At 50.1% G+C, this 23,469-nt stretch carries 21 protein-coding genes; 9 read left to right on the plus strand and 12 right to left on the minus strand.

The features are described from left to right. Positions 1 to 32 precede the first annotated feature (32 nt). Together WH37_RS08415 and WH37_RS08420 are read right to left on the minus strand one after the other, a co-directional pair. The gene (locus tag WH37_RS08415) at positions 33 to 1,304 is read right to left on the minus strand and encodes an aminotransferase class III-fold pyridoxal phosphate-dependent enzyme (RefSeq protein ID WP_046230086.1); all 1,272 of its coding nucleotides are present in this window, start codon (positions 1,302 to 1,304) and stop codon (positions 33 to 35) included. Between the two features lie 24 nt (positions 1,305 to 1,328). Then, positions 1,329 to 2,486 (minus strand): glycosyltransferase family 2 protein, encoded by a 1,158-nt coding sequence (locus tag WH37_RS08420; protein ID WP_046230087.1) that lies wholly within the window; start codon positions 2,484 to 2,486, stop codon positions 1,329 to 1,331. Between the two features lie 307 nt (positions 2,487 to 2,793). Here WH37_RS08420 and WH37_RS08425 point away from each other — a divergent pair, with 307 nt between their 5' ends. Continuing rightward, positions 2,794 to 4,626 (plus strand): UbiD family decarboxylase, encoded by a 1,833-nt coding sequence (locus WH37_RS08425; protein WP_046230088.1) that lies wholly within the window; start codon positions 2,794 to 2,796, stop codon positions 4,624 to 4,626. Between the two features lie 237 nt (positions 4,627 to 4,863). Here the strand turns inward: WH37_RS08425 and WH37_RS08435 are convergent, their stop codons facing one another. The 8 genes from WH37_RS08435 to WH37_RS08465 all read right to left on the minus strand — a co-directional run bounded on the left by WH37_RS08435 (position 4,864) and on the right by WH37_RS08465 (position 11,571). After that, positions 4,864 to 5,625, minus strand: a complete 762-nt coding sequence (locus WH37_RS08435; protein ID WP_046230090.1) for a spermidine synthase — start codon at positions 5,623 to 5,625, stop codon at positions 4,864 to 4,866. Between the two features lies 1 nt (position 5,626). Continuing rightward, positions 5,627 to 5,782 carry a hypothetical protein gene (locus WH37_RS35430; protein ID WP_156182261.1) on the minus strand — a complete coding sequence of 52 codons (156 nt, stop codon included), beginning with the start codon at positions 5,780 to 5,782 and terminating at the stop codon, positions 5,627 to 5,629. A 185-nt stretch (positions 5,783 to 5,967) separates the two neighbouring features. Next, the gene (bioB, locus tag WH37_RS08440) at positions 5,968 to 6,966 is read right to left on the minus strand and encodes a biotin synthase BioB (protein ID WP_143088437.1); all 999 of its coding nucleotides are present in this window, start codon (positions 6,964 to 6,966) and stop codon (positions 5,968 to 5,970) included. 249 nt (positions 6,967 to 7,215) lie between these two features. Beyond that, entirely contained in the window at positions 7,216 to 7,713 is a 498-nt protein-coding gene (locus tag WH37_RS08445) for an SRPBCC family protein (protein WP_046230092.1), read from the minus strand. Next, on the minus strand, positions 7,706 to 8,077 hold the full coding sequence (locus tag WH37_RS08450; RefSeq protein WP_046230334.1) for an ArsR/SmtB family transcription factor: 372 nt from the start codon (positions 8,075 to 8,077) through the stop codon (positions 7,706 to 7,708). The genes WH37_RS08445 and WH37_RS08450 overlap by 8 nt, the downstream gene beginning before the upstream one ends. Positions 8,078 to 8,595: 518 nt before the next feature. Next, positions 8,596 to 10,086, minus strand: coding sequence for a glycerol kinase GlpK (glpK, locus tag WH37_RS08455; RefSeq protein WP_046230335.1), 1,491 nt, complete (start codon positions 10,084 to 10,086; stop codon positions 8,596 to 8,598). A 51-nt stretch (positions 10,087 to 10,137) separates the two neighbouring features. Beyond that, positions 10,138 to 10,680 (minus strand): glycerol-3-phosphate responsive antiterminator, encoded by a 543-nt coding sequence (locus WH37_RS08460; RefSeq protein WP_046230093.1) that lies wholly within the window; start codon positions 10,678 to 10,680, stop codon positions 10,138 to 10,140. A gap of 243 nt (positions 10,681 to 10,923) precedes the next feature. Then, positions 10,924 to 11,571, minus strand: a complete 648-nt coding sequence (locus WH37_RS08465) for a hypothetical protein (protein ID WP_143088417.1) — start codon at positions 11,569 to 11,571, stop codon at positions 10,924 to 10,926. A gap of 201 nt (positions 11,572 to 11,772) precedes the next feature. Between WH37_RS08465 and WH37_RS08470 the strand changes: the two genes are divergently transcribed. The 5 genes from WH37_RS08470 to WH37_RS08490 are packed head-to-tail and all read left to right on the plus strand — an operon-like array spanning position 11,773 to position 16,441. Further along, positions 11,773 to 12,330 carry an RNA polymerase sigma factor gene (locus WH37_RS08470; RefSeq protein WP_046230094.1) on the plus strand — a complete coding sequence of 186 codons (558 nt, stop codon included), beginning with the start codon at positions 11,773 to 11,775 and terminating at the stop codon, positions 12,328 to 12,330. Beyond that, on the plus strand, positions 12,317 to 13,081 hold the full coding sequence (locus tag WH37_RS08475) for a hypothetical protein (protein ID WP_046230095.1): 765 nt from the start codon (positions 12,317 to 12,319) through the stop codon (positions 13,079 to 13,081). The genes WH37_RS08470 and WH37_RS08475 overlap by 14 nt, the downstream gene beginning before the upstream one ends. Position 13,082: 1 nt before the next feature. After that, entirely contained in the window at positions 13,083 to 13,964 is an 882-nt protein-coding gene (locus WH37_RS08480) for an ABC transporter ATP-binding protein (RefSeq protein WP_046230096.1), read from the plus strand. Further along, on the plus strand, positions 13,961 to 15,250 hold the full coding sequence (locus WH37_RS08485) for a hypothetical protein (RefSeq protein WP_046230097.1): 1,290 nt from the start codon (positions 13,961 to 13,963) through the stop codon (positions 15,248 to 15,250). The genes WH37_RS08480 and WH37_RS08485 overlap by 4 nt, the downstream gene beginning before the upstream one ends. Positions 15,251 to 15,289: 39 nt before the next feature. Next, on the plus strand, positions 15,290 to 16,441 hold the full coding sequence (locus tag WH37_RS08490; RefSeq protein WP_046230098.1) for an ABC transporter permease: 1,152 nt from the start codon (positions 15,290 to 15,292) through the stop codon (positions 16,439 to 16,441). Positions 16,442 to 17,251: 810 nt separating this feature from the next. On the opposite strand, the gene WH37_RS08500 is transcribed toward WH37_RS08490, so the two are convergent. Continuing rightward, positions 17,252 to 17,476 (minus strand): hypothetical protein, encoded by a 225-nt coding sequence (locus tag WH37_RS08500; RefSeq protein ID WP_046230100.1) that lies wholly within the window; start codon positions 17,474 to 17,476, stop codon positions 17,252 to 17,254. A 348-nt stretch (positions 17,477 to 17,824) separates the two neighbouring features. Here WH37_RS08500 and WH37_RS08505 point away from each other — a divergent pair, with 348 nt between their 5' ends. The 3 genes from WH37_RS08505 (at position 17,825) to WH37_RS08515 (ending at position 21,506) form a co-directional block, all read left to right on the plus strand. Continuing rightward, positions 17,825 to 19,225, plus strand: a complete 1,401-nt coding sequence (locus WH37_RS08505) for a discoidin domain-containing protein (RefSeq protein ID WP_046230101.1) — start codon at positions 17,825 to 17,827, stop codon at positions 19,223 to 19,225. A gap of 220 nt (positions 19,226 to 19,445) precedes the next feature. After that, positions 19,446 to 20,261: an alpha/beta fold hydrolase gene (locus WH37_RS08510; RefSeq protein ID WP_052736880.1), complete on the plus strand. Its 816-nt coding sequence runs from the start codon at positions 19,446 to 19,448 to the stop codon at positions 20,259 to 20,261. Positions 20,262 to 20,357: 96 nt separating this feature from the next. Then, positions 20,358 to 21,506: a PQQ-dependent sugar dehydrogenase gene (locus WH37_RS08515; RefSeq protein WP_231594165.1), complete on the plus strand. Its 1,149-nt coding sequence runs from the start codon at positions 20,358 to 20,360 to the stop codon at positions 21,504 to 21,506. A gap of 269 nt (positions 21,507 to 21,775) precedes the next feature. Here the strand turns inward: WH37_RS08515 and WH37_RS08520 are convergent, their stop codons facing one another. Next, complete coding sequence (locus WH37_RS08520) at positions 21,776 to 23,458, minus strand: hypothetical protein (RefSeq protein WP_052736881.1); 1,683 nt, start codon at positions 23,456 to 23,458, stop codon at positions 21,776 to 21,778. Positions 23,459 to 23,469 lie beyond the last annotated feature (11 nt).

Consider the following 23,469-nt stretch of genomic DNA (forward strand, 5'->3'; position numbering starts at 1 on the left):
CTTGCCTCCTCTTTCTATTCGTGAATAATAGGTTAAACTGCCGACTTGCTATGTTTATGTTCTTGTTTGCTCCACTCCAGCAAAACTTCCTTAAGCGACTCCTGTACGAGCAGCAGCTCCGCCTCCGAATGAGCATCCGAGAAGACGAAGAAGCCTTTCGTAAAAATCCCCTGCTGAGCGAGCCGCTTCATCATATAAGCGCGGAAGGGATCGCGGTAAAAGTCCTGCTCCGCCCGTGACCTAAGGCAGAAGCTCGCATAGGTGCCGTGCAGTGCCAGCTCCTCTGTCAGCCCCAGCGCATCCAGCTGAGCCTGCAGCTCTGCCATCAGCTTCTCGGTACCGCCGCGCCAGCTTGGCCAGCTTGGTGCCGCCTGCATCAGCTTCTCGCAGGCAATAAGCGCTGCCAGCGCGATCGTCTCGCTCGAATGGGCGCTGCTGAACTTGACCTGTCCACATAGCCGCATAATCGGCTCTGATCCCAGTACGACGCCCAGCGGCAGGCCATTCGCCAGCCCCTTCGACAAGCAAAGAATATCCGGCCACAGCCCGTATTCGCCTGCAGTCGCCTGCTTGCCCATTCTTGCGCCCGACGTTACCTCGTCGAATACGATTAGAATGCTGTGGCGTGCGGCCAGCTCCATCACCTTTGCCAGCTCCTCGCGCTGCCACTCGCTGGGGCATAACACGATGCAGGCCAGCTGGTCGCCATGCCGGCGCACCTCGTCTTCGATCCGCCGCAGGCTTGCATGCGGAACCCAAACGGTACTATTGCGAATTTCCGCCGGAATCCCCATCGCTTCCGCATCTCCGCCGTAATAGCCATACGCCGACCAGTCGCTCCAGCCGTGATAAGCCGTTGCCATCACCTTCGTCCTGCGGGTGTAGGCTCGTGCCAGCCGAACCGCGCCGCTAACCGCATCGGCTCCGCCTTTGCAGAAGCGCAGTGCCGCATAACGCTGCTCGAAGCGGGCGAGTATGAGCTCCGCTGCCGTCAGCTCCACATCAGCGGGCACTGAGAAGCTTGTCCCTTTGGCGAGCTGCTTTACAATCGCCGCTTGCACTTCCTCACGGGCATGTCCCCATGAGGCGGTGCCCATCGCCATCTCGCAATCGAGCCACTCATTGCCGTCGATATCGATAAATCTGGATTGTCTGGCTTCTACGCAGCAGATGGCCGTTTCGCCGGGGAATAAGCGCTCTGGCGTCTTTGCCAGCGTGCTGCATCCGCTCGGAATCAATTGCTGCACGCGCTCCAACCATTGCAGGCTTTGGGTAAACACCGCCTGCTCCTCTCTCGTCTTCATGGTTTCTCCTCCATTTATCGCGTTCTAGCGCACCTTTGTTCCTGGCCAGCAGCTTTCGTAAATCCGGTCGATGGAGATGACATTGCCGTAGAGGTCAATGATCAAATCCTGTGCCCGGTGGGCGTGGCGCATTTCAATCCAGTAGCGATTTTCCAGCAGCCGCGTAAAGTTGTCTACTAGAAACAACAGACGGCTGCGGCTCTGAATGAGCTCCTTGCCCAGCACCTGCGGCAGCCAAATCGCCCCATTCGAGTTGAAGCGGTTCGAATAGTCATATACTTCTGTCAGCGTGGCGAACTCTGCCTCCCGAAGCTGGCTCCAGAACATGTCCGCGTCGCTGCGCACCTCAGCCAAATCGACGCCAATCATCGGCAGCGCCGCTGCTGCTGGATCCTGCTGCTCCAGATGCGACTTCAGATGGTCAAACATGAACGGCCAAATATCAGCCTTGATGTCACTGCCCCATTTTTTCCAGAAGCGGGCCAGGTTGTTTTTGCGATTGAAGCTGCGGTGAATGCCGCTGCTGCGCTCCCAGTGATAGGCCAAAACCTCCGGATTAATGACGATGTCATAGCCGGCTGCCCGCGCTCTCATCTGGTAATCGAAATCCTCGTAGCCGTTGAAAAACTTTTCGTCGAGCAGCCCCACCTTCTCATACACCTCGCGCTTCATACCGAACATCGCGAATATGACGAGCTGTACGGAAAACGTCTGCTTCGGAATATCCATAGGGGAAGCGTTCAGGAAGAGATGACGGCCTATCGTATCCGCAAATGCAATGCCGCAATGCTGGACGCCGCCTGTCTGTGGATACAGCAGCACGCCGCCCGCCATGCCGATCTCGTCGCTGCTGTCGAGCGTCTCGCTCATCAACTGCTGCCAATTGTGATTCAGGATCGTGTCGGAATCGAGAAAATAAATATATTGCCCCTGTGCAATTTTCAGCGCGCTATTAATAGAAACGGCGCATCCAAGCGGATAGTCGTGCTGCAAAATCTCCACCGTCACGCCTTCCTTGCACTCTGACTGAAGCTTGTCCAAATGCTGTCTGACTGCTGTGCCGGAACCGTCATTGATGAAGATAATCTGGGTGGATGGGCTTACTGTCCGCAGCAATGAATCCGTAAATAAGTTCAAAATGTTATAATCCTGGTTTACTGGCACAATAACTGTGTGTAGCATGTAATCTCCTCCACATGATTTATAGTTTCAATTTCGTTCGACGCCAGCTGCCCTCCCTTTATCCCGACTCGACTCTATCTAATTTTGGAATTTATGACGTGTGACTGGAATAGAATCTGGTTACAGTGTATGTTTATGCACCTTGCTGTGTAAATCTCAACATCTGAACTCTATTAAATTTTGAACCTGTTCACTAGATTAGGCGGCAAATTTGACAAGGGGTTTTAATTCGTTTTAACTAGAGATAACGGGTTTTTTAAGCAGAGAATCATTTCGCAAAATTCATATAGATCGGAGCTATTTCAACATGTATCGCCACTTGGAACAATGTGTATTGGATTTAGAGCAGAACGGACATCTCGTCCGGATAAAGGAAGAGGTCGACCCCCATTTAGAAATGGCGGCGATTCATATGAAGGTATTTGAAGCTGGCGGTCCCGCCCTATTGTTCGAAAATGTAAAAGGCTCCAAATTTCGTGCCATATCGAATTTGTTCGGAACGGTTGAGCGGAGCAAGTTTATGTTCCGCCATACATGGGAGTCCGTCGAGCGCGTCATGGATTTACGCGGCGATCCAATGAAAGCGCTGAAAAACCCGTTCGGACATATCGGAACGGGTCTCGCAGCATGGAAAGCACTGCCGAAGCAAAGCTCCGGCAGCGTACCGGTAGCGGCGCAGGAAATTCAAATTTCCGATCTGCCGCTCATTAAGCATTGGCAAGGCGACGGCGGCGCTTTCGTCACCCTGCCTCAGGTATTTACCGAGGAGCCGGGCAAGCCGGGACTCATGAATGCGAATCTCGGCATGTACCGCGTTCAGCTTAGCGGCAATGATTATGAGCTGAATAAGGAAATCGGCGTCCATTACCAAATTCACCGCGGCATTGGCATTCATCAGGATCTGGCGAACAAGCTGGGCAAGCCGCTGAAGGTCAGCATTTTCGTCGGCGGACCGCCTGCCCATACGTTGGCGGCTGTTATGCCGCTGCCAGAAGGCTTAAGCGAAATGACATTCGCTGGTTTGCTCGCAGGACGCCGTTTCCGCTACAGCTATCGAGACGGGTTTGTACTAAGCAATGACGCGGATTTCGTCATTACTGGGGAAATCCATCCCGGCGAGACGAAGCCGGAAGGTCCATTTGGCGACCACCTTGGCTATTACAGTCTGACGCATCCGTTTCCACTGATGAAGGTGCATAAAGTGTATGCGAAGCCAAATGCGATCTGGCCGTTTACGGTTGTTGGCAGGCCGCCGCAGGAGGATACCGCCTTCGGAGCGCTTATCCATGAGCTTACGGGAGACGCCATCAAGCAGGAAATTCCCGGCGTGAAGGAAGTCCACGCCGTCGATGCAGCAGGCGTGCATCCGCTGCTGTTCGCGATTGGCAGTGAGCGGTATACGCCGTATCAGCAGGTGAAGCGGCCAACGGAAATTTTGACGCTGGCAAACCGGATTTTGGGCACAGGACAGCTCAGCCTGGCCAAATATTTATTTATTACGGCGGAGGACAAGCAGCCTGTAACAACGCATCATGAGGCGGAATTTCTCGCCTATGTGCTGGAGCGGCTTGAGCTGCGGCGGGATATTCATTTTTATACGAATACGACGATCGATACGCTGGACTATTCGGGTACGGGGCTTAATGAAGGCAGCAAGGTCGTCTTTGCCGCTTATGGGGAGAAGAAACGCGAGCTGTGCCGCGAGACGCCTGATGCGCTCAAGGAACTTCGCGGATTTGAGAACGCACGTCTCGTTATGCCAGGCATCGTAGCCATTCAAGGGCCAGCTTTCACAAGCTATGCCGACGCGAAGGCGCAATTGCAGGGCTTGAGCGAAGCGATTGCCGAGAAGGGGCCGCTGCCGTCCTGCCCAATGATTATTTTATGCGACGACAGCACGTTTTTAAGTGCAAAAGTGGATAACTTCCTGTGGGCTACGTTTACGCGCAGCAACCCATCCCATGATATTTACGGGGTAAATAGCAGCTATGAGCATAAGCACTGGGCTTGCGATAACGTCATTATCGATGCGCGCACGAAACCGCATCAAGCGCCGCCGCTCATTGCCGATCCAGCGGTGGAGAAGCGAATTGAGCGCTTGTTCGCAACTGGCGCGAGCCTGGGCGGGCTCAAGCTATAGCTTGCTCACACGCAAAGCTCATATAGCTTGCAAATGCGGAGTTTCCATCATGCACCGACTAAGAAAAAGCAGAAATAGACAAGAAAAGAGCACAGGCGCTTGTCCTATGCTCTTTTCTTCTTTTGTTCTTTTGGAGACACGATGCTCACGCACATTGATGAGGAGCCCAATTGGTTCAGCCCGGGGCGCAGCGAATGCGCTCGCGGCCGCCGCTTTATTTTTCACTTTACGAAGCTCTCAATCTCGAATGATATAGCCTTGACCGGGCTCCAGCTCCACAAAGCCAGCCATCTGGCGAGCTTGAAAAGCAATCGGCTTGTCGCTGCCGATAATAATGATATTTTGCAGGTCAGCGGCTCCATCCGCGGGCAAAATAAACGCTTTGGTGCAAGCGAACAGCTCGCCCAGCGTCAACATAATAGCATGAATGAGCCGATCCCGCTCTCCCCTGCCCATCAGATTCAAAATCACTGCGCCGCCTTCGCTCAGCTTCTGCTGAATCAAGCAAAAAAACTCCAGCGACACAAGCTGCCGCGGCGTCCCCTCACGGGTGAAAGCATCCACAATGACGTAATCATAAGCACGGTCCGCTTCGCCAGCAAGCAAAGCCCGTCCATCACCAATGATAACATTATCCTGATTGTAGCCAAAAAACGTTCGGCTCAGCTGCACCACCGTCTCGTCAAGCTCGGCAACTTTAAACGACTTCTCTGCAAAATAACCGGCTATCGTGCCGATGCCATGACCGATGAGAAAAACATTTTCGAAAGCGGCTTGATTGCTTTCCATTAAATGAATGATGGCCCGCGGATATTCGAACAATATACGCTCCGGGCGTTTCAGATCAAGCGCTCCCTGCGTCGCCTCTCCGGAAAATTGCAAAACGCGGAAGCGTCCCTTTTCCCCATCCAGCTCCATCGTATCGTAGACGGCAATTTCGTGATGAGCGGTACGCTCCTCAAACCATACGCGTCCTATTTTATTTCCTGAATGATCCATGTCACGATTCACTGAGCTTCGTATCCAAAGTACTATTCATAAAATCAATCAATACCCCCGCGCTTTTGTCATTCTCCGCCAGTTTTTCGAATGTGCCAATGCTCACATCCAGCCGCTCCACCAGCTCCGAAATTTCATCAATCTCCTCCTGCGTCATACCTTCTCGAGCTTGCTCCCATTTTTCAATAAGCCCGCTTAACTTAGAACTAATTTCCCCACTAACTCTGTCCTTGCTTGCTACAGCATATGTTCTTCATATGCATCTCCTAGAATTCGACAATTTTCTATGAATTCCTTTCCAAAGCTAAGAAGGCTGAAAGCAAACGGCGGGGCAACCATTAATTATAGCGCGTTTCGTTCAATTTCAAAGCCCAGGTCTTCGATCATCTGATGATCGGCAGTGATATCTTGCCCCTCTGTCGTCAAATAATCGCCTACAAACAGCGAATTCGCAGCATATAACGCTAAAGGCTGAAGCGATCGCAAGCTGTGTTCTCGTCCCCCGGCGACGCGAATTTCCCGCGACGGACAGATTAAACGAAACAGGGCCAGCACCTTTAATGCTTGCAGCGGCGGTATGCAGCCTGCATCCTCAAGAGGCGTACCGTGTATCGCGTGGAGAAAGTTAATTGGGATGGAATCTGCCTCAAGCTCACGCAGAGCGAATGCCATTTCAACGATTTCCTCATTCGTTTCTCCCATGCCGATAATAACGCCCGAGCACGGCGAAAGACCGTGGGCTTTAGCGGTTTGTACCGTATGTACACGCTGTTCATAGGTATGTGTCGTTGTAATGGAAGGATAATACTTTGGGCTCGTATTCAAATTATGATTGTACCGATGTACGCCTGCATCAGCTAAACGCTTCGCCTGCTCCTCTTTCAACAGCCCAAGGCAGGCACAAATTTTCAGCGGCATCGTCGCGCGAATTTCCCGCACCGCCTCCACCACTTGGCTGAGCTCCTTGTCTGTAGGTCCCCGGCCTGCTGCTACTATGCAGTAGGTTCCCGCCTTTCGAGCCATTGCTTCACGTGCGCCGGCTAGCAGCGTCGTTTTATCAAGCAAGGTGTATCTGGGGATCGAAGCGGTCGACACAATCGATTGCGAGCAATAGCCGCAGTCCTCGGGACAGAGGCCGCTTTTCGCATTAATGAGCATATTCAGCTTCACCTTCCTGCCAAAAAAATGCTGCCTCACTCGAAATACCGCCTGCAAAAGCGGCAACAATTGTTCCTGCTCTCCTTCAAGAATGGACAGTCCATCCGCTAACGTCAGGCATTCCCCATCAAGCGCTTTTTGCGCCATTTCCTCCCACTTGCTTCCAATAAGCTGTTGCTCCATCATCATACGAGCTGCCTCCCCACCGAATAAAAAGCCGCTTGGCATTTAATTGTTAACCTAAATAATTTAATATAGGTTAACAATTAATCTTTGTTATTCTAGCAAAACACGCCGCCTCTGTAAAGATCGCCTTCATTCCATATCTGAGCACTGCATAACAAAAAGACTGTCCCCTTTGCAGCTTGCACTGCGAAAGAAACAGCCTTGGGACGTTGATTAAAGCTTGCATAATTACTAGGTTTAAAAGGCTTAGCCTGCCTGAACCTCTTTCAAATGTGCTTCGAGCTGATCGAATGTTCCGCCAAAGCCTTGTCTCATGGAATCGAACATGCCCATAAAAAATTGGCGTTCTTCCTCCGTCGCATTAACCGGTCCTCCGCGCAAGGTGAGAATGGTTTTGCCATCCTGCTCGGTGAACGTTACCGTATTGGAAACTTCAATCGGGAATGTTTCACTGAAAGAAGCACGTACGGCATTGCCATCCTTGTCGGAAAAAGAGTTAATGAAGACGATCTTTTCCGGCTCTACAATTTCTCCAAACACGAATCTGCCCCACATTTCAGTACCATCTGGCGCCGTCATCTTGTAATGGAACATGCCGCCCGGTCTAAAATCCAGTTTGGCATAGCTAATCTCCAGCCCGGTCGGCCCCCACCATTTTTTCAAATGCTCTACCTCAGACCACACTTTAAATACCAGCTCACGCGGCGCATGCAGTTCTCTTGTAATTTCCAATTGTTCAGCCATGTTCATCCTCCATCTTCAACTTTGTAATCTGTTGCTGTGCTTGTGCTGCCTCTTGCTTCTGAAGCTCCTTCAAATAAGCTTCCAAATTGTCAAAACGCTGCTCCCACATGCTCCGGAACGTCTCCGACCATTCATTCAATTGCTGTAAAGATTGCGGCCTCAGCTTGTAAATTCGCTTATTGGCAGCCGGCTGCACCTCCACCAGTCCCGCGTCGCTGAGCACGCGAAGATGCTTCGACGTCTGGGGCTGGTTCAGCTCCAGCTGCTGTGCAATAGCGCCTACGGGCAGCGGACCGTCACGCAGAAGCTCCACGATACTAAGGCGGTTCGGCTCGGCTAAAGCGCTGAAAGTCATCGCTTTCATCATCATAAATCTACTCCAGACTTGTTCTCTATTTAAGTATACTTCAAAAGGAATATTCCTGTAAATGCATATTTAATTCATTTTGAATTCAATATTCCCACTAGCCTCTTCATTATATCATGCCGAGCCGCAGCAACCTGCCTTAATTGTTGCTTCTGCCAGATTGCTTTACCTATGTTATCCCCTTAGCTCAGAAAAATGACTTAGGCTGGACGCTAAAACAATTTACATAATCGTCCTTATCTTCTCCAACCAATAGGGCAAGGATTCTTCCGTCGATCGTTCAAGATCGTTCCACCGATCGTTTCTTCCACTTCGTTTCTGAGCTAAGGGGATAACAAAGGAAAAGGAAACGATACAAGCAGCGGATCTAGTTTGAAAGCAGACAAATCACAGGTTCAAGTCACTTGCTGTACAAACGGAAACGACATTGCGGTTCCGTAGTGGCAGCATCCTTTTCGCACATAAAAAACCGCAAAGCAGCCCCTCGCTGCCTTGCGGTTTCAACTAGCCTCGCTTTATTTAAACGCCCTCGCAGCGTTAACTGCTTTTTTCCAGCCGATATAGAGCTTTTCCTTACGCTCTTCCTCCATTGCTGGCTGGAACACCCGCTCCTTGTGCCACTGCTCCATAATTTCCTCGCGGCTGCTCCAGAAGCCTACGGCGAGTCCAGCCAAATATGCCGCCCCAAGCGCAGTCGTTTCCGCATTGACTGGACGCTCGACCGGAACGCCGAGAATATCGCTCTGGAACTGCATCAGGAAGTCATTTTTCACGGCTCCGCCATCGACGCGCAGCGTTTTCAGCGTTAGCCCAGAATCAGCCTCCATAGCCGCAAGCACATCGCGCGCCTGGTAAGCGAGCGCCTCAAGCGTCGCTCTAATAAAATGCTCCTTGGTCGTGCCGCGTGTCAGCCCAAATACCGCACCGCGCACGTCGCTATCCCAATATGGCGTGCCTAGTCCAACAAACGCCGGTACGACATAGACGCCTTCCGTTGAATCGACGCGTGCGGCGTATTGCTCGCTGTCCGTCGCATTTTGCAGCATGCGAAGGCCATCCCGCAGCCATTGAATAGCAGAGCCAGCTACAAAAATACTGCCCTCCAGTGCATATTCAACTTTGCCGTCTATCCCCCAAGCGATTGTGGTCAGCAAGCCATGCTCGGAAACAACTGCTTTTTCTCCGGTGTTCATCAGCATGAAGCAGCCTGTGCCGTAAGTATTTTTAGCCATGCCTTCCTGGTAGCAGGCTTGACCGAACAAGGCCGCTTGCTGGTCGCCGGCGATACCGGAGATCGGAATTTTGCAGCCGAAGAAATGATATTCGTCAGTATAGCCATAAACCTCAGAGGAAGGACGTACCTCCGGGAGCATATTTGCCGGAACGGTGAGCAGTTCCAGCAGCTCTTCATCCCATTTTAACTCGTTAATATTGTACATCAGTGTACGCGACGCATTGGAATAATCCGTCACATGGACCTTGCGCCCGGACAGACGCCAGATCAGCCATGTATCGACCGTTCCGAACATAAGCTCGCCACGCTCAGCCTTCTCGCGCGCACCCTCCACATGGTCAAGAATCCATTTTACTTTCGTACCGGAAAAATATGCATCAATAAGCAAGCCCGTCTTGCTGCGGAACAAAGGCTCATGACCGCCCGCTTTAAGCTGCTCGCAAATTTCTGCCGTTTGGCGGGATTGCCAGACGATGGCGTTGTAAATCGGAACTCCCGTCTCGCGATCCCATACAATCGCTGTTTCACGCTGGTTCGTAATGCCGATTCCAGCAATCTGCTGCGTTCTAATGCCCGATTCAGACAAGCAGGCGGCAATGACCGCCAAAATAGAGCCCCAAATTTCATTGGCATTATGCTCAACCCAACCTGATTTTGGAAAATACTGCTTAAACTCCTGCTGGGCCGTATGAACCTTTTCCCCTTTCTTATTAAATAAAATAGCTCGCGAGCTTGTCGTGCCTTGATCGAGCGCCAATATATATTTTTCCATCATTTCAAAAACCTCCTGATTTACACGTTGTGCCTAATCGGAATCATCCCTTTATAATTTCCAAAGCGCCGCATTGCTGGATGAAACCGCGATAGCCCCGGAGCCGAACAAAGCAGGCAAATCCTCTCGCGTATGCACAAAGCCGCCAAGAATAATTTCCGTATTCGTCTCCTGCCTGATTTTGCCGACCATAGAGTGGGCGAAGCTTGGCAGCAGCTCGATGTAATCGGGCTTCACATGCGCCGCCGTATTAATAATCGTCTTGACCGAATGCGAGTCAATGAGAAATCCGCGTTGAATTGCTGCAAGCCGATGTTTCTTGGCAAGCAGCAGGCTTGACGTTCTTGTGCTGATGACGCCATCAATCTTGATCGCCTTGGCTAAATAATGAATGGATGCCTCATCGTCCTTAATGCCCTTGACCATATCCAGATGCAAAAACAGCTTTTTGCCCGCACTTCGCACCGCATCCGCGATGCCCTGCAATTGTATAAGCTCGCCCTCGAGCAAAAATAAGATACGCTGCGGCGAGGCAAGCGCCTGCTCTAATTCTTTGAAATTCCGAATCGCCGGAATGACTGTATTCGGCTGCATGCTTGTTCCCTCCAAACCTCGCAACCAATCACGGCTGCCAAAATCACTGCTTCGGCTGTAAAGCTGTAAACGATTTCAACGGCTATAAATTAAAAAAAGCCGACAGAAAGAATGTATACACCCCATATTTGGAATTTATATACTCAATCCAGCGGCTGTTCTCATTAGTCTCACAGCGAGTTTTATTTACTTGTCAGTGACGATTATAATATACTCCGATCAAGCTGTAAACCCACTCATTCCTTATGAAAGCTCAAGAAGGCCAAGCGTTCCCAGTTCCTCAAGCGCTTTCTCAGGGTCTCGCTCCGGATTCAGGCTGGCGATGAGTTCTTCTGTCATTTCGGCGCCTTCAAAAACCGCGCGCACGGCTGCCAAATCCAGCTGCTCCTCGAAATAGCCTTGTGCCCATTCCTGATAGCTTTCTGGGGAATCGCACAAATAACCTAGGAGAAAATCTGCTCCATTTTCCCAACCATCTGGCCGCTCATATTCGCTGCTGTGCCACGCGGAATCGCCATTTTCCCACCATATGCAAAAGGTAACATCCTCATGAGTGAATGCCACATCCTGTATACGATGCAGCAGCGCTTTCGGCACCTCATCATAAATGCCCGGCCAAGTACCGTATTCCTCCTGCGCATGCGGACTGTAAGGGGATTCATGGTCAAAGCCTTTGATAATGACCCCTTCCGCTGCAAAAACAACAAATACAACATCGCCCGATCCATTGTTCAAGCTGCCCATCGTTTCATCATCCGACCATGCGGAATCATAGCGATGAACGCGAAGCCAGTCCTCCTCGCACATAATCAAATCCAGCGCAGCGAGTATGCGCATCTGTTTCTCCAGCTGCTCTGGTGCCGGCAGCTTTGGCTCCTCCCATATGATCAATCGTTTCTACCTCTTTCCCCGTTACCTTATTTATGTGCTTTCCCAATTATACAGCAAAAGCAGCGGAGGTACCGCCTGATCCGATATGCGAATGCTGGCATAAATTTTTTTCTGCCAAACTATTTTACGCTACACTACGAATATATACATAAGCGGCGAAAAATGACTGGCAGCATAACGTTTTAGGAAAAGAGAGGGCGCATGGAGACGGAAGCAGCATGGATTAAGCAAATTCAGAAGCAATCAAGCGAGTCAGCAGCGAATGCGCTGGTCCGCTATTATTACAAGGAAATGTACAGCTATGTATATAGACAGACGACAAATCAACAGCTGTCCATGGATCTAACACAGGATATCTTTATCCACATGCTGCAAGCGATCGGGCGCTATGATGGACGCAAGGGTTCCTTCCGGTCATGGCTGTACAAGCTTGCGACGAACCGGATTGTCGACTACTACCGCTCGCGGTATTATCGCTACGATCAACGGACGACAGCGATGGATGCGGAGTTCGCCGAGGATGAGGATTTCACACTGGAAATTGAGCAAAAAGAACAGATCGAAGCCGTTTTGCAGCTTGTTAACGAGATGGATGCTGCCGCTCAGCATATTTTCCGGCTCAAATTTTTCGCCGAATATACGTTTGCTGACATTGCGCCACTGCTGCATATGCCGGAGTCGACCGTCAAAACGAAATATTACACGATGCTCAGAAAGCTGAAATACGGATTGGGAGACGATCACGATGAAAAACGATAAATTGGCGCCGATCGAGCTGCCAAGCGAGCTGAAAATCGAACAGCAAATAAATCTGATTGTGGCACGGGGGCTTGTGCCGAAGCAAACCTTTTTAGCTTATTTGCGCTTGATGTATGCCCGCCTTGGCTATCGTTATGTGTTTCACGACTGGACAGAAATTGCCTTTGCGCTCACTTCCGGCTCCCTTCTTATGCTGCTTGCCCTATTCGCGAGATCAAGCAATTCGCTGGTCATGAAGGAGGATATTTATGCGGCTATCTTTATTGGGTCGCCCGTCCTCTACCTCCTTGTATCCACCCTATTCTTCGTCCGCCCTAAGCATAGCGATACGTATGAGACAGAAATGGTGTGCAAATACAATGTTTATCAGCTTGCTTCGCTGCGAATGCTGGCCTTTAGCCTGATCTGTCTGGTTCTAAATGCAGCGCTCGTGTTTGCAGCTTCGGCTATGTTTCAGCAATTTCATTTGCTGTTTGCGCTGGCGCTATCAGCTTCGTCGCTGTTTCTGTTTTCCGTTGTTTTTCTCTATATCGTCCTCCGCATTCGCTCGGACATGATGAAATATGTGCTGATTTCGGTCTGGTTCGCCAGCCATATCGGCTTGAAGGCTTTGTACAGCACAGGCTATATGCAGCTGCTTCAAACGATTCCTGTCTCCGTTTATTTGCTTTTAACAGCTGTCTGCGGGGCGTTATATATCAAAAGCCTAAACCAATTGCGAAAATTGCAAAATCCGGAAGGAGCGATTTAAAATGCTGACTGTACAGCAGGTTTCCAAACGCTTCGGCAGCTTTAGCGCGCTGGAGGACATTAATCTTGAATTTACGAATGGCGTTTATGGGCTGCTTGCCCCGAACGGCGCTGGCAAAACAACGCTCATTAAAATGCTCGTCACCTTGCTTTTTCCAAGCGAAGGCGAGATTTTGTACAACGGTGAAAATATTATAAAAGCGGATGAGCGCTATCGCGAGCAGCTCGGCTATCTCCCACAGCAATTTGGTTATTACAAGCATTACAGCCCGCACAAATATTTGCTGTACATCGCCGCCCTGAAAGGCATGCGTGCAGCGGATGCCAAACCGCGAATTGCCGAGCTGCTGAAGCTCGTTGCGCTGGAGGACGTCATGGATAAAAAGATGCGCAAGTTTTCCGGCGGCATGATACAACGCGTCGGCATTGCGCAGGCGATGCTGAACGATCCACGCATTCTCATTCTCGACGAGCCTACTGCCGGGCTTGATCCGAAGGAGCGCGTCCGCTTTCGCAATATGCTGGCGCAGCTTGCGCGCAATCGCATCGTCATTTTATCCACGCATATCGTCTCGGATGTGGAATCGATTGCGGATGAAATTATTATGATTAAGGATAAGCGGGTGCTGCATAAAAGCCCGATCCAAGGCATTTGCAGCCAGCTTGAGGGCATGGTATTTGAAACGACAATTGACTATGAAGCGGCAGATGAGTTCCGCGGCAAGTATTTATCGATTTCGGAACGGCAGGAGCAAGGCCGGCTTAAATTCCGTTTTATTGGCAGCGGCGAGCCTCAGCCGAATTGGATACCGACCAGTCCCAATTTGGAGGATGTGTTTATTTATATTTATCAGGACGAGGCGAAGGCAGATGAAACGGCATGAGGGGGGTCATCTGGCGCTATGAGCTGAGAAAGGCGCTGCTGTCTCCGGTTATTTTAGCGCTGCTCGCCCTCTTCATCGCGTTCAATCTGCTGTTTATTGCCGAGCAGTCTTACAAACGACAGGATATGGCTGTACTGAACGAGATGGCAGAGCAGTTCGGCGTACAAATAACCGATCAAATGCAGGACAAGCTTGAACGTTATAATCAGGCGCAGCTCGCAGAAATGAACGAGCTGACGAAGACGCGGACGGGTGAGGTGTATGCGCAGCCGGGTGATTTTTTCACCTATGACCATTTCAATGCCTACGTTCAGGAACAGCCAGACCTCTACCTGGATGCGGAAATTTCCGGTTTTAATCGGATGCGGATCATACATGATTATGCAGCAAGGATGCATGGCATAGCTGAAGTCTATGCCATGCTGGATACCAGCCAGATGGCTTTAGGGCAAATTCAGTTGTACGGTTTGAGCGGACCAGCTGCTGAAGCGGTAACTGGGCGCTATGCAGAGCTCGACGGTCGAATACAGCAGCTCGTTGCGAGCGGCGAATATAGGCATTTATTTTTCGACGGTAACGTGTACGGAGCGCATTCGATGCTGTTTAAAAGCTTGTTTCGGATGCTGCTGTTTGAGCTGATGATTCTAGCTGTGCTGCTTGCCGTTTTTTTGAGCAAAAATGAATTCGAGCAGCATACGCATCTCTTGTTTTATGCTGCCAAGCATGGGCGAAAGCTGCAAACGGACAAGCTGCTTGCCGCGCTTGCCTCTGCTGCTGTGCTGACAACGGTGCTCGCTGGCGTCACGCTGGCTATCTATTTTCTCACCTTCAGCTATAAAGGGCTGTGGCAGACGCCGATCAGCAGCTTTTTCACCTGGGAGCCGGGGATGTTTTTCCCATTCCTCACTTGGAGGAACGTATCGTTCGGCGTCTATTTCAGCTGCGCGGTAGTGCTAATGTACGTGCTTCAACTGCTGTTTGCCGCCGTCGCGTTTGTGCTCGGCTCCTTTATTCGCAACAGCTACCTCGTGTACGGAAGCTTTGCCGTTCTATTCGGCAGTCTGCTGCTGCTGGGCAGGCTCGTCCCACTCAGCTCGGAGCTTATATTTTATACCATTCTCACGCCATTTCACCTCATACTCAATCCGCATATCTGGTTCACGGCGGGCGGAGCCTTCAGTATGATCCGTGATTGGGAATGGATGACGGCCGGCGGCTGGGCGATAATGCTGGCCATCCTCAGCTTGTGGTGCCTGCGGCAATTCAAGCGCCAGGATATACATTGACAACCCTTTTTGAAAATGAAGGAGTTCGGAGGAGCAACTATGGCTATTGTGCTTCATGAAATAAGAAAGCTTTTCAGCCTGAAAATGATCGCGCTGGTCGCCCTGCTCAATGTCATTTTTTATTTGATGTATATTCAGTTTTATTTTGAGCATTTTCCAAACGGCAGACCGGATAAGGATATTTACAAGATTGTAATCGAGATCAAGCAGCAATATGGCCTAGAGCTTGATGAGGCAGAATTTGTACAATTCAAGCAGACGTTTGATCAAAAGGTTCAAGAAGCAGAGCTGATCATGAGCCGTGATTCGCATTTCAAGGGGGCGGGCATCTCCACCTATGAGGCTTTTCGTACGATGGATACGTTCTCTGGCAATAAAAGATTCAAGGAATTGAACCATTACGCCATGTTCGATCCCGGCATCGATTTGTTCTGGGAGCTGCAAGCTCAGCAATATTTAATCGAGCGATTTGAAGACAGGCTGGAAAGGGCTTATGCCAATTTCGCAAATACGGACGTATCAGTTGTAAAGCGGGTTGATGCTCTGGTCGAGTCAGGAACACTGAATACGATTTTTCCAGATACAATCTATAGACATTATCAAAGCATAATGTTTTACGTGTATTCCATTAGCATCGTCAGCATTTTGCTGATCGTATCACCGATTTTTTTGCGAGACAGGCGCAGCGGAGTCATTCACCTCCAGCACGCTTCACGGATCGGCCGCAGGCTGTTCCGCAGCAAGCTGATTGCGGCTCTTCTATCCGCAATGCTCATTATATCTATACAGCTCGGCTGCTTCTTCCTGCTGTACACCCGGCGGGGTATCGCATTATTTTACGAAGCGCCCATCAATTCGGCCTTTAATTCTATGTATTTCTGGTATGACCTGACGTTTGCCCAGTTTATTGGGCTATCTGTAGGAATCCTCTATGTGCTCGGCCTGATTACAGCACTGGCGGCAGCCTTTTTCTCCAGCATTTCAGCGAATTATATGGCACTCGTCGCGCTGCAAATTCCTTATATTTATCTTATTACGCAGCCGCTTTCTGGCGTGCTGATTGAAAATTTGATTGTGCTGTACAGGCCGAAATATGCGCAGCCCATCGCTTACGGGTTACTTTTCGCCATCGTTGCTGCTTTGCTGGCATTCCGATGGCGGCGGGAACGGAAAGGAGATTTGCTTCTATAGGGCTTGCTTTGCCATCAAGCGCCAGCCTACCCACAGGCCTCCTTGATGGCTTCAGCTGTTTAAGCGGCTAGTCCTAGACTGCCGCTATTTGCTCAATAGATTCACTCACAAAAACATCCTCTCCCTTCACATGTCGTGACACTATTTTATTCCATACGTTTGCTCCGTTATCCTGCCCTTTTAGTAAACTACACATTTTAAAGTGCGATTTCAAAAATTGGGCACATGACCCAGTATCACTAGGCTAATGTGTATCATACATTGCCATATAAGTTTCCATAAATGTTTTGAACAAAGAAATCTAAAAGGAGTTATTAATAATGTGGGTTTATTTTCCTGATTCTTATGATCGTGCGTTTGGACCGTTTGGAATTCCAGGCCCTTCAATGCCACCACCATTTGCTCCTCCTATTTTCCCTCAACCAGGCATGCAAACATTCCCAAGCACGCAGCCTCCAGTTCAAACACCTATTCAAGGAGGCCCTCCTGCTTTCGCTCCTCCTTCTACAATTCCACCCAGACCACCACAATTGCCATCAGGAGTTTCTGCTTTAATAGATCCAGGTGCTATAGCAAGTTGTCGAAACAAATTCACCTATATATGGCAAAGTAACGGCGCTTCCTACTGGATGTTTATTACTTTTGTTGGCCCAAATTCAATAGCTGGTTGGCGCTGGGTAGGGCCAGGAATTGGTTGGGTAAATTTCGGGCTTGATCTTAGATTTGTGGACTCGAGCGTCTGTGTCCCTTGATTTCAATAATTTTCATTATTTGAGGAGAAAGGAAAGGAGTTGCGTACGCAGCAAATCCCTATTTGACGCCGAATTGCAAAAAAATGCTGACCATATCAGCTCCTCCATCTGCCGGGTAATGATCGAATATAACACGCAAATGAGCAGCATTTTTCGGCACCTGCTCTCTCTGCTGCCGATTACCGTTCCAACGCCCAGCAATGCCGATGCTGCTGGAAGCGCGAGATGAAGATGGCAGCGCAATGAGCGAATTGCAGCTGCGCGATGAACAAAGGCTTGGCATCCTGCAGGATGCCAAGCCTTTTATTACGTCCGCAAACTTGATCTCTACTTATATCGTTTAATGGATTTTCCAGTTAATGGTATAAGCGTCTTAATGGATATAGAGACATTCGATAATCAAACAAGCAGCAAAATCCCGCCCAGGCGTTTCATCATTCGACGGTTATCCACGAATTCCAGCAGCAATTTACAAAAATATACTTTTCTATTTTTTTCATCTATTGTAAAATGATAGACGAAATGAGATTTTACTAGATGTATCCAAAATTTCAAAATCACAGTGTATAGGGGGTTAAAGATCAGCCAGCGGTTTGAAACAAATCTAATCTCAGAAAATGGAGGATTACAAATGTTAAAGAAAACCGGCCTCATCTTGACTTCATTCATGCTCTCGACTTCCCTGCTTGCAAGCAGCCTTACAGTCGCAGCAGCAGCCCCGGCGGCGCCAACGATTACGCCAACGGTCGCTTATCAAGCTTCAGCCGCCGCAGCCAGCAGCATTACGCTTGCCGACATGCCTGCCAATCTCAAAAGCTCCATTGAATGGGTATGGACCAATCGCATGGTAACGGAAGGCTCGACGACTCGTAAAAACTTGATTTTCGATCAAATTTTTGCCGGAAAAGGTACGATAAATTACGTGGTGCGCTGGCAATCTAACAAAAATTTGACGCTCCAGCAGCGTAAAGACCTTGCCGCCATGCTGCAGCGCCAAATGAATAATTGGACGAAGCATTTGAAAGATTACGACGGCTGGCCTTACGGAGACATTCAAGTGAAAATCGTTGGCTGGGCCGTAGCCAATTCCGCGCAAATTTTAGACAAGCAAGCAGATGAAATCATCTATACGGACTATATAACCGACCAACTGAGTACCTCTAATCCTGCTATCCCATCGAAGCTGCCTGTAGCGCCGAGCGCCCTGTCTCGCTTTGACCATTTTACGAACCCCAATTATGTTTATCCGGGCGGGCTCGACAAGCGCTTTGATATGTATTTGTGGGCAACGTCAGGCTTTGGCGGAGGAGCAGGCGGCGATTGGGGACAGCGCATGTCCGACGATTACATTTTGAGCACGGTCAACTCCAATGAAATTCAAATTACAGAACATGAAATTGGCCATGGCTTTGGATTAACAGACTTTTATGAGGCGAATGAGCGCCCGCCAGGCGGCTTCCCAGTACCAACGATTATGTGGGCAGGAAATTCGCCAACGATCACAAGCTGGGACATTTGGATGCTGCGCTATACGTGGAGCCAAATTAAACAGGATGCCTCCCGCTTCCCGGCTACAACCGATAATGGCAATACGAATTTGAGCAATATTGCACTAAACGCTTCCGTAACGTCCTCTTATGTGTCCCCTTGGGAGAGCATTAACGCGCTCAATGACGGCTTTGATCCGATTCATTCCAATGACCGCAACCATGCTGTTTATGGAAACTGGCCGGAAACGGGTACTCAATGGGTGCAATATACGTTTGATAAAAGCTATACCGTCACACAATCTGATGTGTATTGGTTCAAGGACAATGGCGGCATCGATGTGCCAAGCTCGTATAAAATCAAATATTGGAACGGCAGCGCCTGGGTAGACGTCCAAAATGCCGTTGGCTTGGGAACGACCATCGACAAATACAACACAACAACGTTTACTCCCGTAACAACGACATCGCTGCGAATCGAAATGGTATCGAAAAACCCGGCATCAACCGGCATTTTAGAGTGGAAGGTCAAAGCTTCCAGCTAATATTGGAGCCTAGAAGTGTAGTGGAAAAGAGGCTACGCTGCATGGAAAGCAAGACATCATAAGCATAACAAGAACGTCAATGGGACTAGCTCCCTTTCGGCGTTCTTTTTTTGCCTTCTATTTATAGCTGCTAATCCTCCATTGATCTTCCATGCTTTTGGCATTACGGCCTGCCCGCTCGAATATATTGATAAGCATACTAATGTGGAGGCCTATTCCAATGAACGAGTTCATAGTAACTGCCCGGCACTTGCCATATCGCAATAGCAGCATTTTTTATCAATTCATGCCCAACCCCGGCAAACAAACGCTATTATTTCTCCATCCGGCCTTCGCGGATCATCGGGTATTTTGCGGGCAGACGAGCTATTTTAAGACCGGCTATCAGGTGATAGCCCTTGATATGCCAGGGCATGGACGCAGCCAAGTTCATGGCACCAAAGTGACGTTAAAAGATATGCCGCACATTGTGGCCGGGATTTTAGACAAGCATAACATTGCCGCCTGCCATGTGGTCGGCGTTTCACTTGGCTCGCTCGCAGCTCAGTCTTTCGCAGAACGTTATAACGAGCGGGTGCATTCTGTTACAATTGTCGGAGGTTATTCCATTCATCGCGAAAATACGGAAATTTGGAAGGAGCAGAAACGCGAGGGACTGCGTTGGCTGTTTTATTTTTTATTTTCCATGGGGCGGTTTCGCCGCTATGTGACCACCTTTTCCTGCTCCAGCAGCTATGGCCGAAATGTATTTGCCCAAAGCGCGAAGCTGTTTAATCGGCGCTCTTTCGCAGCCATGGCGGGGCTAGGCGCTTTTTTCACGAAAAAAGATACGTCCGTCCCCTATAACATGCTGCTCGTATACGGAGAAAAAGATTTGAAGGTGCTTGTGGATAACGCACATAACTGGCAAAAGACAGAAGCGCTGTCGCAGCTTTTTCTGCTGCCAGGTGCCGGTCATTGCGCCCAGCTCGATGCGCCAGAGTCGTTTAACCACATACTGGAGCGATTTATTGTGTCTGTGTCCTGTCGAGCATGATTTTTCGTACGATTTGAAATATCCCCTTTGATGTTTCGGCGAAGCGCCCGAAGCGTTAGAATAGATAATAGACGAACAAGAGGGAGAGAATGGATCTTGAAATTGAAACGAGTAACGGCTGTACTTACGTTGAGCGTATGGATAGGTGTGTTGGCGGCTTGTGGACAAAATGAAGATCCGGGGGCAACCCCACGCTCCACGGCCGCAGCGCCAGAAGTGACATCGGATACAGCTGTGCCAACAGCTGCAGCGGAACCAACGTCTGAATCGACTGGACCGTATGAAGTAGCCGCAGAGGAGCTGCGAGCTCCTTGGGTCATTGCGTTTGCCGGTAACGTTATATACGTTAGCGAACGGGAAGGCAATGTTGTCCAAATCGATGGCGATCAATGGACGAGACAAACCGTGAACCTGACTAAATCGGTTCATGGCGGCGGCGAGAGCGGATTCCTGGGCTTTTTGCTTGCGCCGGACTTCGAACAGTCGCAGAAAGCGTATGCTTACCATACGTATGAGGAAAATGGAGAAACGCTCAACCGTGTCGTGCAGCTGAAGTATACCGGCAAGAGCTGGGATGAGACACGACCATTGCTGGAGGGAATACCAGGTGCTTATAACCATGATGGAGGCAGAATGGCCTATGGACCGGACAAGCTGCTATATATTACGACAGGCGATGCCGGGCAGCCTGAGCTCTCCCAGGATCAAGGCAGCCTGGCAGGCAAAATATTGCGTATGACGCTCGATGGCAAGGTACCGGCAGACAATCCTTTCCCGGATTCCTACGTTTATTCGTATGGGCACCGCAATCCGCAGGGGCTGGCCTGGACAGATAAAGGCGTCATGCTTGTTACGGAGCATGGTCCATCGGGCTCGCCTGGCGGGCATGATGAGATTAATATTATTGAGCCTGGCGGCAATTATGGCTGGCCGACTTTGTACGGCGATCAGACGGGTAGTGGAATGATTCCGCCCGTCTATCATACCGGCGAGCCGGCTATCGCGCCTTCCGGTGCGGCGATTGACGACCAGAACCGGATGCTGATCGCTACGCTCGTAGGCAGTGCGCTGTATCGCTATGATCCTGCGACAAAGGCTATGTCTGTCGTCTTTGATGGAGAGGGACGACTGCGTGATGTGAAGATGAAGGATGGCCGCGTATATGTTATTACCAATAACACCGATGGCAGAGGAAACCCTTCAAAGACAGATGATCGGTTGCTGATCGTGAACGGCTTGAAGTAAACGTAAAAATCGCTTTTTGATCAGGCGGATAGAATAACTGGAGTGACGCAGCAGGATATACAGCAATGGCCCACTTGTACGAAGCAGTGCCCCCGTTTCTAACTGAAACGGGGGCACAGTGCTAATTATAAGAGTATTGTGAGTACCATTTCGATATGGTATCGCCTGTCTTCCCACACCCTGCGAACAGAGAGCGTTACTTCGCACCATTCGAGCCCCACGACTCTCCTGTCCATGCCTACTCGCCTAAAGCCGCTTCCGTTCTTTCGCTACAATCTGCTGAGCAAAAATTTCATCGTAGTGGCCGTAGTAGGCGCCGCTAATGCATTTTTCGCTTGTACTAAATAGATGATTTCCAGACGATTGTCAAAAGCTTGCACAACGGGAGCTGGAGCATCCACCTCAACTTCAAGCGTTAGCCCTGGCAGCGTCCAGCGATTGGCCGCAATGCCGCGTGTGTCTACCCCTTGCCCCGTAATTTCAAAATAAAATTCAATGTCTACGGCGGCACTGCACTGGACTTCTACCTCAAGCTGGCGTTCATTCACTGCCGCTTCATAATATACACCCCGCAGATGGGTGTTCCAATGCTTGCCGACTTCGCGCCGAATGAGACGGAGATCGTATTTATGCCCATCCGCCGTTTTCCAATGAATCGTGGCAGGGTGAAGCTGGCCGTTCGTGTTTTTGCTGCCTGACATTGCACCCATCATAATCTCTCTCTCGATCCAGGCTCTCGCTGCACATAAATTTGTATTTGCACCCGGCCGATCCCGCTCGCAAAGTTCCCGGAACGGCTGCTCTACGAGCCGATTGCGTTGATGCTTAGCAAGCTGCGGAAGCAGCTCCTCCGGTACATCTACGCCTACAAGCGCAATCATAATATCATGCTCCGTCTCGCAGTTTATCGCGGTAAAATGCTCATAGCCTTTGCCGAGTGCCAAATACAGCATGACGCCCAGCGAGCTGTGGGCGGTCATTTCCATTTCGTAGGCGCGGGCAAACGGGCCGGAAAGATTTTCGATATAAGGATTATAAAAATCAGCGATGTTGGACCAAAGCCCCTTCTCCATCGCATGGCCGAGCTGCTTGAAGGGTGCCGTCCTTCCGTACTGCCGCCATAAACCAAGCACCGTCAGATCGACGCCATAATAGGTTGTCGTATTGAATTCGGATAAGGAGCCAAATTCCGTATAACGCGCATGAAGCTTTTCCGCCTCGCGGTCGGCATGCTCCATCCAGTCGCTACGCTGCAAGCGGTTTCCATAATAATGGACGATAAACGTGTGCATGAGCTCAATATTGGAATTCATCGGAACGACATCCGACAAGCGGCGCTCAATGGAGCCGGTAACGGCCTTGATCATCGATTGCTCCATACGCCCGAGCAGCGACTGAGGCAGCTTGCCTCCGAAATGCTCCAAAATGACTGCAAAAATGCAGCTGATAAACTCCCGCCAGTTCGGATCGTAGCTTTTCCATACCGGAGGCAGCACCTCATCAATAGCCGCTGTTAGGCGCTCCGTCCATTCCTGCTTCGCTTGCTCGCCTTCGATGCCGCTGGCGAAGCGGTCGGTTATTTTTTCAAATGTTTGCGCCAGAAAATAAGCATGGCCTGGCCCTAAGCTTTTCCAAGGGTAGTTGCCGGCTGGCGGGTCGATAGACTGCAAAGCGCTTTTGAATGTGCCATGGTAAATTTCATCTGGCGCATCGAATTGCAAATCGATAATTTTATGGAGCACTTCGCAAGCGCGCTCTATGTCGCCCGGCTCGCTTCGCAGCAGCAGTCCGAGCGCATAATGTCCACTGCCCCTCGTGCCGTGCTTGCCATGCTCCTCGCTGTCGCCAATCAGCTTAGCCTTCTCATCATACTTTGAATCCATATAAGCCAGCGCTTGATCAACTAAATAACGGCGCTCCTCCGACAACTGGCTCCACTCTTTCAATGCCATTCCCTTTCTCC

This window comes from Paenibacillus algorifonticola, assembly GCF_000971975.1.
Classification (GTDB): domain Bacteria; phylum Bacillota; class Bacilli; order Paenibacillales; family Paenibacillaceae; genus Pristimantibacillus; species Pristimantibacillus algorifonticola.